General features: G+C 71.0%; 14 protein-coding genes. 9 read left to right on the top strand and 5 right to left on the bottom strand.

What is annotated here, in order from left to right:
• On the bottom strand, window positions 1-274 hold a 274-nt coding region (locus tag AB0C29_RS16670), incomplete at its 3' end, for an Ada metal-binding domain-containing protein (protein WP_360821032.1).
• Between the two features lie 79 nt (window positions 275-353).
• On the opposite strand from AB0C29_RS16670, the gene AB0C29_RS16665 reads away from it, so the two are divergent.
• From AB0C29_RS16665 to AB0C29_RS16630, 8 genes are all read left to right on the top strand, one after another.
• Window positions 354-1,046, top strand: a complete 693-nt coding sequence (locus AB0C29_RS16665) for a hypothetical protein (RefSeq protein WP_360821030.1) — start codon at window positions 354-356, stop codon at window positions 1,044-1,046.
• A 117-nt stretch (window positions 1,047-1,163) separates the two neighbouring features.
• Complete coding sequence (locus AB0C29_RS16660) at window positions 1,164-2,204, top strand: helix-turn-helix transcriptional regulator (RefSeq protein ID WP_360821028.1); 1,041 nt, start codon at window positions 1,164-1,166, stop codon at window positions 2,202-2,204.
• Window positions 2,205-2,215: 11 nt separating this feature from the next.
• On the top strand, window positions 2,216-3,301 hold the full coding sequence (ychF, locus tag AB0C29_RS16655) for a redox-regulated ATPase YchF (protein WP_212994234.1): 1,086 nt from the start codon (window positions 2,216-2,218) through the stop codon (window positions 3,299-3,301).
• Window positions 3,302-3,379: 78 nt separating this feature from the next.
• A complete protein-coding gene (locus AB0C29_RS16650; RefSeq protein ID WP_360821026.1) occupies window positions 3,380-3,619 on the top strand; it encodes a hypothetical protein in 240 nt (79 codons plus the stop codon).
• Window positions 3,616-4,011, top strand: a complete 396-nt coding sequence (locus AB0C29_RS16645; RefSeq protein ID WP_360821024.1) for a PIN domain-containing protein — start codon at window positions 3,616-3,618, stop codon at window positions 4,009-4,011. The genes AB0C29_RS16650 and AB0C29_RS16645 overlap by 4 nt, the downstream gene beginning before the upstream one ends.
• Window positions 4,012-4,070: 59 nt before the next feature.
• Window positions 4,071-4,631: an NYN domain-containing protein gene (locus AB0C29_RS16640; RefSeq protein ID WP_360821023.1), complete on the top strand. Its 561-nt coding sequence runs from the start codon at window positions 4,071-4,073 to the stop codon at window positions 4,629-4,631.
• 65 nt (window positions 4,632-4,696) lie between these two features.
• On the top strand, window positions 4,697-6,814 hold the full coding sequence (locus AB0C29_RS16635; RefSeq protein WP_360821021.1) for a hypothetical protein: 2,118 nt from the start codon (window positions 4,697-4,699) through the stop codon (window positions 6,812-6,814).
• A 59-nt stretch (window positions 6,815-6,873) separates the two neighbouring features.
• Complete coding sequence (locus AB0C29_RS16630) at window positions 6,874-8,223, top strand: MFS transporter (RefSeq protein ID WP_360821019.1); 1,350 nt, start codon at window positions 6,874-6,876, stop codon at window positions 8,221-8,223.
• Window positions 8,224-8,296: 73 nt separating this feature from the next.
• Here the strand turns inward: AB0C29_RS16630 and AB0C29_RS16625 are convergent, their stop codons facing one another.
• The 4 genes from AB0C29_RS16625 to AB0C29_RS16610 are packed head-to-tail and all read right to left on the bottom strand — an operon-like array spanning window position 8,297 to window position 10,354.
• Window positions 8,297-8,887: a phosphoesterase PA-phosphatase gene (locus tag AB0C29_RS16625; protein ID WP_360821017.1), complete on the bottom strand. Its 591-nt coding sequence runs from the start codon at window positions 8,885-8,887 to the stop codon at window positions 8,297-8,299.
• 3 nt (window positions 8,888-8,890) lie between these two features.
• A complete protein-coding gene (locus AB0C29_RS16620; RefSeq protein WP_360821015.1) occupies window positions 8,891-9,190 on the bottom strand; it encodes a metalloregulator ArsR/SmtB family transcription factor in 300 nt (99 codons plus the stop codon).
• Window positions 9,191-9,220: 30 nt separating this feature from the next.
• A complete protein-coding gene (locus AB0C29_RS16615) occupies window positions 9,221-9,832 on the bottom strand; it encodes a DUF402 domain-containing protein (protein ID WP_360821013.1) in 612 nt (203 codons plus the stop codon).
• A 15-nt stretch (window positions 9,833-9,847) separates the two neighbouring features.
• Window positions 9,848-10,354 carry a MarR family transcriptional regulator gene (locus AB0C29_RS16610; RefSeq protein WP_360821011.1) on the bottom strand — a complete coding sequence of 169 codons (507 nt, stop codon included), beginning with the start codon at window positions 10,352-10,354 and terminating at the stop codon, window positions 9,848-9,850.
• An 88-nt stretch (window positions 10,355-10,442) separates the two neighbouring features.
• Here AB0C29_RS16610 and AB0C29_RS16605 point away from each other — a divergent pair, with 88 nt between their 5' ends.
• Window positions 10,443-11,015, top strand: coding sequence for an NAD(P)H-dependent oxidoreductase (locus AB0C29_RS16605; RefSeq protein WP_360821009.1), 573 nt, complete (start codon window positions 10,443-10,445; stop codon window positions 11,013-11,015).
• Window positions 11,016-11,119: the final 104 nt, after the last annotated feature.

Genomic DNA, 11,119 nt, shown 5'->3' with positions numbered 1-11,119 from the left:
GCCGCATGGCCCGCCCGACCAGGTCGGCCCGCAGGTCCCACTCGGGGGAGCCGGGGGCGGCGTCGGGCCGGCACCGGCGGCAGGCCCGGAAGCCGCCCCGCTGCGCCGCCGCGGCGCTGGGATAGAAGGTGACGTTCTCGCGTCTGGGTGTGACCGCCGGACAGGACGGCCGGCAGTAGATCCCGGTGGTCCGGACCGCGGTGTAGAACCAGCCGTCGAACCGCTGGTCACGGCTGTCGACGGCCCGGTAACACCGTTCGAAGTCCAACTCCATGGACCTGAGTCTGCTCCCCGTACCGGGCGCTCGGCTGGCGGGATTCGGACATGACCGTGTGGCCCGTATGCTTCGGGCCGTGATCACTGAGCGACTGCGGCTGTCGATCGGCTCCCCACCGGCGCAGAAGGCCTTCGGCGTCGCGTTCGGCCTGATCTTCGCGGCCGCCGGTGCGGCGTTCGCCCTGCTGCCGTTCGTGGTGGACGGCTGGCTGGGCCGCGCGTTCGGCGCCGACGACTCCTGCCCGAGCGCGTCGGAGGTCTCGGGCATCCCGCCGGAGCTGCTGCCCCCGTCGGTCCGCGAGTGCATCTCGGACGGCAGCTGGTTCAACGGCGGCGACGGCTTCGGCCCGCTGCGGCTGATCGGTCTGCTCGGCATCCCGTTCATGCTGGTCGGGCTCTACCTGGCGCTGGGCGCCCTGCGTACGGCGGCCTGGTTGGAGGGCACCCGCGTGACGGTGCGTACGGCGCTGCGCAGCCGCACGGTCGACCTGGCGACGGCGACGATCACCGGGGGCGCGACCGCTTACCGCCGCAACCGGGGCACGAGCCGCGAGTCGGTGATGCAGGCGCCGACACTGATCGCTTCGGACCCGGCCGGTGGCCCGAGCGTCACGATCCCGCTGCACGGGGTGGGTATGGCGCAGCTGCCCGCTCCGCAGTTGCGGGCCCTGGCCGAAGCGCTGGCCGGCAACCCGGACGGCGACGCCCGGACCATGGTGACCCAGCTCCGCACGATGGCCGACAACCCGCTCGGGCTGACCAGCCGGTAGCCGGACTTCAGCGTTTGCTGAAGCATGATTGCGGCTTTCAGGGGTAATCGCCGCCCGTAGCACCCACTGCGGTGCGCACGTTCAGTGGAAAACTGAAGTGGGGCTGAAGGGCCGGCGATGATGGACGGCGGGAAGCGGCGCCTCGGCGACCGCCTGCGTGGCCTGCGGGAGGCGGGCTTCAACGGCGAACCGGTCACCCAGGGAGTGGTCGCCCGCGCCTTCCACAAGAGCGTCCCGCTTATCTCCTCCTGGGAGAAGGGCAAAGCAGTCCCGTCCGAGGACTGGTTGACCGCGTATGCCCGGTTGTTCGCCGGCGCCCGCGCGCCTACCGAAGGCCGGCTGCCGGCCCTGGAGGAACTCCACGGCGAGGAGCTGGACCGCTTCGAGCAACTCCGCCGGGAGCTGCTGGAACTGCGCTCGTCCGCCACCTCGGCCGGGCCGGCGGCGCAGCCGGGCAGCGAAGAGCTGACGACCCGGTCGCCGTGGGAAGGCCTGTGGCACTTCGCCGACCGGTCGCCGATCACCCTGGTCTGCGCCCGGCTGCGGGCGCACATCTCCCCGGAAAGACCCGACTACGTCGAGCTGTACGCCTACTCCGACCTCGACGCCCTGATGGAGCTCTACGGTCACGTCTGCGCCGCCAACCCCGGCGTGCCGGTGCAATGCAAGCTCGCCGACGAACTGGACCAGAACGACGTCACCAATCACCTTGTGCTGCTGGGCGGCATCGAAGGGCCGATGACCCGCCGGGTGATGCAGGCCCTGAACCTTCCGGTCGCCCAGGACCGGGACGCCGCCGGATTCCGGGTGGTCGACGAGGACGGGCACTCGGCGACGTTCCGCTCGAGGCTGGAAGGCACGGCGCCGGACCAGCGGCTCGTCGAGGACGTCGCGCACTTCTGCCGGGCGCCGAACCCGTTCAACCGCATGCGGTCGGTCACCATCTGCAACGGCGCCTACGGCCGGGGCACTTACGCCGCCGTCCGCACGCTGACCGACCCGCGCTTCCGGGACCGCAACCGCAGCCACCTCCAGCGGCGGTACGGGCCCGGGGACACGTATAGCATCCTGGCCCGGGTCACCGTCGTCGCCGGCGAGGTGATCACCCCCGACTGGACCCAGGACGGGACCGTCCTGCACGAATGGCGCGCCCCGTAGACTGGCCTGTCGTGAGCCTTACCATCGGGATCGTCGGCCTGCCCAACGTCGGCAAGAGCACTCTGTTCAACGCCCTGACCAAGAACGACGTGCTCGCCGCGAACTACCCGTTCGCGACGATCGAGCCCAACGTCGGCGTGGTCGGGCTGCCCGACGAGCGGCTGGGCAAGCTCGCCGAGATCTTCAGCTCCGAGAAGATCCTGCCCGCGCCGGTCTCGTTCGTCGACATCGCCGGGCTGGTCCGGGGCGCGTCGAAGGGCCAGGGCCGGGGCAACGCGTTCCTGGCCAACATCCGCGACGCCTCGGCGATCTGCCAGGTGGTCCGCGCGTTCTCCGACCCGAACGTGCTGCACGTCGACGGCAAGGTGGCGCCGGCCGACGACATCGAGACGATCAACACCGAGCTGATCCTGGCCGACCTCCAGACGGTCGAGAAGGCGCTGCCCCGCCTGCAGAAGGAAGCCAAGCTCAAGAAGGACCGGCTGCCGACCGTGGCGGCCGCCGAGGCGGCGTTCAAGCTGCTCGACGAGGGCACGACCCTGTACACGGGGGCCAAGGCCGCAGGCATCGAGCTGGAGCTGCTGTCCGAGCTGCACCTGCTGACCACCAAGCCTTTCCTGTACGTCTTCAACGTCGACGAGGCCGAACTGGGCAACGCGGCGTTCCTGGACGAGATGCGCGCGCTGGTGGCCCCGGCCGAGGCGGTCTTCATGGACGCGAAGATCGAGTCGGAGCTCATCGACCTGCCCGAGGACGAGGCGATGGAGCTGCTCGAGTCGACCGGCCAGACCGAGCCGGGGCTCAACCAGCTCATCCGGGTCGGCTTCAACACGCTGGGCCTGCAGACGTACCTGACGGCCGGCCCGAAGGAGGCCCGCGCCTGGGTGATCCCGGTCGGCGCCACCGCCCCGGAAGCAGCGGGCGTGATCCACTCCGACTTCCAGCGCGGCTTCATCAAGGCCGAGATCGTCAGCTACGACGATTTGATGGCGGCGGGCTCGATGGCCGCGGCCAAGGCGGCGGGCAAGGTCCGCATGGAAGGCAAGGACTACATCATGAAGGACGGCGACGTCGTCGAGTTCCGCTTCAACGTCTAGCCCGGAGCGGACGTAGCGCTACCGCCTCAGCCATGGTCGTGGCCGGTCGGGGCGGTAATACCATGGTATGGTCGCGGTATGGCGAGGACCAAGAAGGTGACGATCACTCTGCCGGCTGAGCTGCTGGAGAGTATGAAAACGCACACCGACAACGTCTCCGGCTACCTCACTGAGTTGGCCGAGCGGGCCGAGCGGCGCCGGCTCCTGCGGGAGGAGTTGGACCGCTACCAGGCTGAGTTCGGGGCGTTCACCGACGACGAAATGACCGAGGCCCGGGCGCTCCTGCACGGGACCGAGGAGACGGAGCGCGCAGCGTGAGCCTCGAGTCGCTGGTGCTCGACTCGCAGGGCTTTTCAGGGTGGATCGACCGGGACCGCAAGGTGATACGACTGCTGGAGCAGGCGGAGCGGGACGGGGCGGATCTCGCCATGTCGGCTGCCACGATCATCGAGGTTTCCCACTCCGGCGTAGACATGGCGCGGTCGAGCTGGCTGCTGTCCCGGATCCGAGTGGAGGCGGTGACGAAGGAAAGTGCCCGTCGTAGTGCGGGGCTTCTGAAGGCGGCCGGCCTGCATGGGCACAAATACGCTATCGATGCCATGGTCGCCGAGGTGGCACTTCGCCTGCCGGCGCCGGTGGTGGTCCTGACCTCCGACGCCGATGACATGATCAAGCTATGCGGGCAGCGGGTTCGGGTCATCGCGCTGTAGACGGGTTTCTCCGGCGGTGGCGGAAGTGAAGACATAGAGAATCTGAGGTGGGCACTGCCATGGCTGATGCTGTCACTTACCTGATCATCGATGGCGAGAACATCGATTCGACGCTGGGGCAGCAGATCCTCGAGCGCCGGCCCAACTCTGAGGAGCGGCCGCGGTGGGAGCGGCTGCGGCAGTTCGCCGAGGATCAGTGGGGTCAGCCGGTCACCGCCCTCTTCTTCCTGAACGCGTCGTCCGGGGTGTTGCCCACCCCGTTCATCCGGGCGTTGCAGTCGATGGGTTACCGGCCCGTCCCGCTGTCCGGTGCGCCGCATCAGAAGGTCGTGGACATCGGCATCCAGCGCACCCTGGACGCGATCGGCCGGCGGTCCGGCGACGTGCTGCTGGCCAGTCATGACGGTGACTTCCTGCCGCACATCACCGGTCTGCTGGGCGACGACCGCCGGGTCGGGATAATCGGTTTTCCCGAGTTCTTCAACGGTGGCTTCGCCGGTCTGGTCGACAGTGGCCTGGCCCTGTTCGACCTGGAGTTCGACGCCGGTTGCTTCACCAGCGTGCTGCCCCGGGTGCGCATCATCGAACTGGACGCCTTCGACCCCGAGGCGTTCCTGTAGCCGAACAGGACTGTGTGGCCGATAAGGGGACCCCGGGCGGCGGGCCGTGGCTCTAATGTGGCCCGATGGTGAGAATCTTGCGCACCGCCGCGGCCGCCCTGGTGGTCGCCCTGGGTCTGACTCTGGCACCGCCGGCCGCGAGTGCCGCGGCGACGTATCAGGTGAAGTTCGCCATCACCGCGAGCACCGCCGTCTCCGGCAAGTTCATGTACGTCTGGGACCGCAGCACCTGGCAGTACCACGTCGTGCAGGGTGACGGGGACAGCCCGAACGGCACCGCCCAGCTGCCCCCGGGCGACTATTTCGCCGTCGCGCGGTACGGCTACTTCCGCCAGCGCAACTACCTGCTCGTCCGCACGTTCACGGTCACCAACGCCGCGCTCTCGGTCTCGTTCGCCGAGTCCGGCGCCAAGGAGACCGGCTTCCTCACCGACGACGCCACCGCCACGCGGTCCACGGCGGCGTACTGGCTGGAGGTCGGCCCCCAGGACAAGGTCGGCTTCACCAGCGGTGGCCCGGCCAAGACCTATGTGACGCCGTACGCCGTGACCGGGGTGACCCTGCGCCTGCACGAGCTCCAGACCAAGGCCGGTTCGTCGGCCGCCGTGCCCAGCCCGTACCGGTATGACCTGCAGCGGTCCTGGCCCAGCGTGCCCGCCGCGCCGATCGCCAAGGTGACCACCGCCCAGCTCGCGAAGACCGTCACCACGCTGCGCGCGCAGGGTGTCAACACGAACGCCGCGCTGGGGTCCGTGCTCAAGGACAAGTGGAGCGGGTCCTATCTGGAGTCCCCGGTGCAGTTGCCGGGCACGGTCACCGAGTACGTCACGCCCGGCCCGACGTTGCACCGCAAGCTCACCCTCGGCGCCGGGGACAGCACGTTGGTGCTGCCCGACCGCGCGCTGCCCGCCGGGACCTCGGCCGGCACGACCGTGGGGGCCGGGCCCTTTATGCCACGGGGAACCGGTTCCTCGGTCCGCGAGGGCGGCGAGCTGCGCATGAACGAGCCGGCCTCGTACGCCGACGCGGCCGGCAGTCCCGGCTCGGACGCCCGGGCCACGGTCACCGGCAAGCTGACCGCCGACGGCGCCGTCCACCACTACGACCAGACCATCACCCGGCGGGTCGCCTGGTCGCAGCTCTCCACGAAGATCCGCAGCGAGTGGGATTTCCGGGCGCCCGGCGACGGGCCGCTGCCGCTGATCGACCTCGGCGTCGACGTCTCCGGCCTGGATGCGCGCAACCGCGCGGCCGGCGCCGTGGAGATCACCACCTCGGCGTCCGCTCGGGGCGGCGGCGCGGCCGCGGTCGACAAGGTCGAGTATTCGACGAACGACGGCGCCGACTGGACCGAGCTCGACGACGCCTCGCTCACCGTGCCGGCCACGGCGGCCTTCGTGTCGCTGCGGGTCACCGCGACCGGCGATCAGGACGGCCGGCTCCGGCGTACGGTGATCCGCGCCTTCGCCGGTCCGGCCGCCCCGGCCGACGAGACCACCGGCGCCACGAAGATCACGAATGTCGTGGTCAACGACGGTGCCGACCTGACCTTCGGCGTGTCCGGCACCAGGGTCTTCACCGTGGCCTTCACCGCGACGGACCCGGCCGGCATCGCCGCCGGTGACGCCTACCTCTACCACGGTGGCTACTCCGCGCCGGACGGTGTGGTGCTGGCGTCCGGCCCGGCCGACTGCGACAAGCTCAGCGACACCTCGTCGGTCTGCACGGCCCGGTTCACCATGGACGTCAAGGTCGACGCGGCCCGCAACGCGCTGTCCGGCGCCTGGACAGTTGCCGCCTGGGCCCGCGCGTCCGGCGGCGACGGCTTCACCGACCGGCACGCCGCCGGCACTGTCGGGGTGAAGCGGGTCAGCAAGCTGGTGATCGACGCGACGCCGGAGCCGGTCACCAAGGGCCGGACCATCACCGTGACGGGCACGCTGACCCGCGCCGGCTGGGAGAGCTGGACCTACCAGGGGTACAGCGCCCGCACGGTCACCCTGCAGTACTCGAAGAAGGGCACGACCACCTGGACGGCCGTCAAGACCGCCACGACCGACAGCAGCGGCAAGCTCAAGACCACGGTGAAGGCGACGGCGGACGGCTCGTTCCGGTGGACGTATCCGGGCGACGCGGCCTCCACCGCGACGACCGGCGGGAGCGACTACGTCGACGTGCGGTGACCGGCGCCACCTGACGCGGACTTTGACCTCAACCCGGGGTGAGGTTCTAGGTTCTTGCGGTGAGCGTCGACAGCGAGACCACCCGGGCCGGCATCCTGGGGCGGCCGTACGCCCTGACCACGGTCGGGGCGTGGAGCCTGGTCTTCCTGGCCGCGTTCGAGTCCCTGGCGGTCACCACGATCATGCCGATCGTGACCACCGACCTGCACGGGCGCGGCCTGTACGCCCTCGCCTTCTCGTCGACGCTGGCTGCCGGCGTGGTGGGCATGGTCGCGATCGGCTCGTGGGCCGACCGGCGCGGGCCGGCGGTCCCGCTGTTCACCGCGATCGCCGTCTTCGCGACCGGGCTGGCCGTCGCGGGCACGGCCACGTCGATGCCGGTGTTCGTGGCGGCGCGTTTCCTGCAGGGCCTCGGCGCGGGCGGGATGACGGTGGCGCTGTACGTCCTCGTCGCGCTGGTCTATCCCACCCCGCTGCACATCAAGATCTTCGGTGCCTTCGCGTCCGCCTGGGTGCTGCCGTCGATGGTCGGGCCGTTCGTCGCCGGTTTCGTCGCCGACACCCTGAGCTGGCACTGGGTGTTTCTCGGGGTGGTCGCGCTGGTCGCGGTGGCGGGTGGGCTGATGCTGCCTGCCGTACGCGGCCGGGACCGGGCGCCGGCCGACCGGGTGCCGGCGTCGGCGACGGACGCACGCCGGGTTGCCGAGGCGGCTGTGGTCGCGATCGCCGTGGTGGCGCTGAGTTCGCTGGGTGAGCTGGATCGGGCGGCGGCCTGGCTGCTGGCCCCGATCGCCGTGGTGGTGATCGGCTTCGCGCTGCGCCACCTGGTGCCGCCGGGCACGTTCCGGATCCGCGCCGGCCTTCCGGCGACGGTGGTGCTCTGCGGCGTGGCCGGCGGGGTCTTCTTCGGCACCGAGGTCTACCTGCCGCTGCTGCTGCACGACCGCTACGGCCTGCCGGCCTGGCTGTCCGGCGTCACGCTGACCGCGGGCGCGATCGCGTGGGCGCTGGCCTCGGCGGTGCAGGGCCGGCTGGGCGATCGGCTCGATCCGGGTACGGCGATCCGCGCCGGCGCCGCGCTGCTGGCGGGAGGGGCGGCCCTGGAGCTCGCCACCGTGGTGCTGACCCTGCACCCCGCGGTGGCGGCGATCGGCTGGTTCGCGGCGGGCGCGGGCATGGGCACGCTGTACCCGCGGATCAGCACGCTCGTGCTGGCCTTGTCGGCCCCGGGCGAGGAGGGTTTCAACACGGCGGCCAAGAGCATCACGGACGCGGTGGGTGGCAGCATGGCCCTGGCGTTCTCGGGCCTGCTCTTCACGCTGGCCCCGTTCACCGGCCCGTTCGTCTTCACCACGCTGCTCGGCGGCGTGACCGTCCTGATCGGGATCCGGGTCGCGGCGAGCGGGTGACCGTGCTGTCGTGGTCCGGTCGCAGCGGGCCGGTGACCGTGCTGTCGTTCCGGTCGCGGTGAGCTGGTGAGCGTCAGCGCAGGGCCGGGAAGACCGTGCCGGCGATCACGGCGCCGACCAGGGCGCCGGCGATCACCTGGGCGCCGGTGTGGGCGGAGAGGCGCACCCGCGCCCAGCCGGCCAGCAGCACCAGCGGCACGCTGAGCAGGGCCCACGGGCCGTAGACCACCGTCAAGGTCAGCGCCGTGCCGGCCGCCACGCCCGCGTGGATCGACATCTTCCACCAGTGGGTCACCACCGTGAAGACGACCAGGCCCACGCCGCCCGCCGCCAGCAGGGCCAGCACCTCGCGCGGCGCACCGAGCAGCACCAGCACCAGCAGGCCGGCCGCCACCGAGGCGATGCCGAACAGCAGCGGGATCCGGCGGTGCTCCCGTTCCGGGATGTGGTGGCTGGTCAGCCGGCCCTGCCGTACGCCGCGCAGCACGTAGGCCAGCGGGATGCCGGCCGCGAACAGGGCGCCCGGCAGGCCCCACCAGCGGGAGACGCCGGGCTGGTCACCGGCGTGCCAGCCGACCGCGAGCAGCAGGCCCGCGACCAGGACGGCGGGGGCGAGGACCTCGGAGGCGACCCGGGCGGTCCGGTCGGCGGTGGAGACGGTCACCGGTCAGGCGGCCGGGGCGAGGAGATCGAGCAGGAAGTCGTACTGGCTCAGCCACTCCTGGATCGGCTTGAGGGGCTCCGGGTTCAGCCGGTAGAGCCGTCGGCGGCCCTGGTCGCGGACATGCACCAGGTCGACCTCGCGCAGCACCCGCAGGTGTTTGGAGACCTGCGGCTGGGCCAGGCCGAGCAGCTCGACCAGATCGTTGACCCCGAGCTCACCGTCGGCCAGCAGGTCGAGAATCTCCCGCCGCCGGGGCTCGGCCACCGCGTTGAACGCGTCCGTCGTCGTCGCCGCTCGTGCCATCGGCCGATCGTATACCCATAACGGCATGCGTTACGGGGTGGCGGCGTCCCACCAGGGCGGCAGGGTGGCCGGCATCCACTGCGGCGGGGGCGTGAAGCCGAGCCAGGTGCCGTCGAACGGGAACGTCGCGGTCTCGGCCAGCTTGCCCAGTCGCTCGCCCTCCGCGCGGACGGCCGCCGCCTCCGCGGGGTCCAGCGAGTTCAGGTCCTCCTCGTCCTTGAAGAACCACGAGTGGTCGGCGCTGACCAGGACGTCCAGCGTCTGATCGTGCGAGTCGACGCCACCGGCCCAGCGGCGCGCGGGGGTCTCGAGGTTGGCGTACCAGCCCGCGAAGGTGCCGTCGGCCAGCCAGCTCCACGAGACGGAGTGCGGCGCGCCGGGCGGCAGGAGCAGCAGCGACCGGAAGGTCTCCCGGCGTACGGGCGACAGCATGGTCGGCATCGCCAGCTCGTCGGCCACGCTCAGGTGCCGGGTCGGCGCGCCGGTCAGGTCCGTACGCCGCATCGACTCGGCGCCGATGTCGACGAACAGCAGCAGCCCGCGGTCGTCGTCGCTGACCACCCGGGCGGCCTGGACGGCGGCGATGCGCCGATCGGAGTGCAGGAAGCGCCGGACGACAGTTTCGCCGGGGTGGAACGTCATGCGGCCGGGCGGGTGTCAGTCGTCATGCGGGGAACTCTGACACGCGTTCCCGGCACCGCCCGCCATCGCCTCGAGAGCCGTCGCGAGCCGGCACAGATCCAACCCTTCCAGGTGATCCACGATGTGGCGCCGGACACTGCGCAGGTGGGTCGGCCACGCCTCGCGGAGCCGGGCCAGGCCGTCGTCGGTGAGCACCGCGTTCAGCCCGCGGGCGTCGTTCTCGCAGCGGATCCGGCGCAGGTGACCCTGGGCTTCCAGCTTGGCGGCCAGCCGGGTCATCCCGCTCATCGACATGTCGCAGGCGGCGGCGAGCTCGTTCATCCGCATCCGGCCGTGCTCGGACTCCGAGAGGTGCCGCAGAACCGCGTACTCGCTCAGCGACATGCGCTGCTCCGCCTGGAGGTCCGCGTCCAGCTCACGGGGCATGACCAGGATGAGCCGGCCCAGCGCCCGGATCACCGCCTCCTCCGCGGGGCTCAGCGGCACCACCGCGGCGGTCCCGGCGAGAGGGGTGGCGGACATGACAAAGATCCTACGACCTTGACACCACGCCGCCCAGACCTATTTGCTTGACGAAGCAAACAACAGATCGAGCAACGGAGCACTGGTCATGACCAAGATCGGAATCATTCTCGGCAGCACCCGCCCCGGCCGTAACGGCGAGGCTGTCGCCAAGTGGGTCCTGGACCTGGCGTCGCAGCGCACCGATGCGGAGTTCGAGCTGGTCGACCTGCTCGACTACAAGCTCCCCCACCTCGACGAGCCGGTACCGCCCTCGATGGCGCAGTACAGCCAGGCGCACACCCTCGAGTGGGCGGCCAAGATCGCGTCCTTCGACGGCTTCGTGATCGTCACCCCGGAGTACAACCACGCCACCTCCGGCGTGCTCAAGAACGCCATCGACTTCCTCTTCGCCGAGTGGAACAACAAGGCCGTCGGCTTCGTCGGCTACGGCTCGGTCGGCGGCGCCCGCGCCGTGGAGTCGCTGCGCCTCATCGCCGGCGAGCTGATGATGGCGGACGTCCGCGCGGCGGTCACCCTGTCGCTGGCCACCGACTTCGTCAACTACAGCCAGTTCACCCCGGGCGCCCACCAGACCGGCGCGCTGACCACCGTGCTGGACCAGGTCGTGGCCTGGAGCACCGCCCTCGCGCCGCTGCGCCGGGCCGCTGTCGCCGCCTGACCCGATCCGGCAGCACAGATACGGCGGGCCGCCGAGGCCGGGCCGCTGATCGTGAGCGCGCCGGCGAGAGCCACCGCTGCCGCTGCCAGGATCCTGACCGGTCT

The sequence above is a fragment of the Actinoplanes sp. NPDC048791 genome (assembly GCF_040650095.1).
GTDB lineage: Bacteria > Actinomycetota > Actinomycetes > Mycobacteriales > Micromonosporaceae > Actinoplanes.
This window is presented reverse-complemented; position numbering and strand designations above follow the sequence as displayed.

Excerpts from the sequence above, each read along its gene's own strand:
- AB0C29_RS16660 (WP_360821028.1), top strand. The coding sequence starts at position 1,164 with ATGATGGACGGCGGGAAGCGGCGCCTCGGCGACCGCCTGCGTGGCCTG.
- AB0C29_RS16650 (WP_360821026.1), top strand. The coding sequence starts at position 3,380 with ATGGCGAGGACCAAGAAGGTGACGATCACTCTGCCGGCTGAGCTGCTG.
- AB0C29_RS16640 (WP_360821023.1), top strand. The coding sequence starts at position 4,071 with ATGGCTGATGCTGTCACTTACCTGATCATCGATGGCGAGAACATCGAT.
- AB0C29_RS16635 (WP_360821021.1), top strand. The coding sequence starts at position 4,697 with ATGGTGAGAATCTTGCGCACCGCCGCGGCCGCCCTGGTGGTCGCCCTG.
- AB0C29_RS16620 (WP_360821015.1), bottom strand. The coding sequence starts at position 9,190 with ATGGCACGAGCGGCGACGACGACGGACGCGTTCAACGCGGTGGCCGAG.
- AB0C29_RS16615 (WP_360821013.1), bottom strand. The coding sequence starts at position 9,832 with ATGACGTTCCACCCCGGCGAAACTGTCGTCCGGCGCTTCCTGCACTCC.
- AB0C29_RS16610 (WP_360821011.1), bottom strand. The coding sequence starts at position 10,354 with ATGTCCGCCACCCCTCTCGCCGGGACCGCCGCGGTGGTGCCGCTGAGC.
- AB0C29_RS16605 (WP_360821009.1), top strand. The coding sequence starts at position 10,443 with ATGACCAAGATCGGAATCATTCTCGGCAGCACCCGCCCCGGCCGTAAC.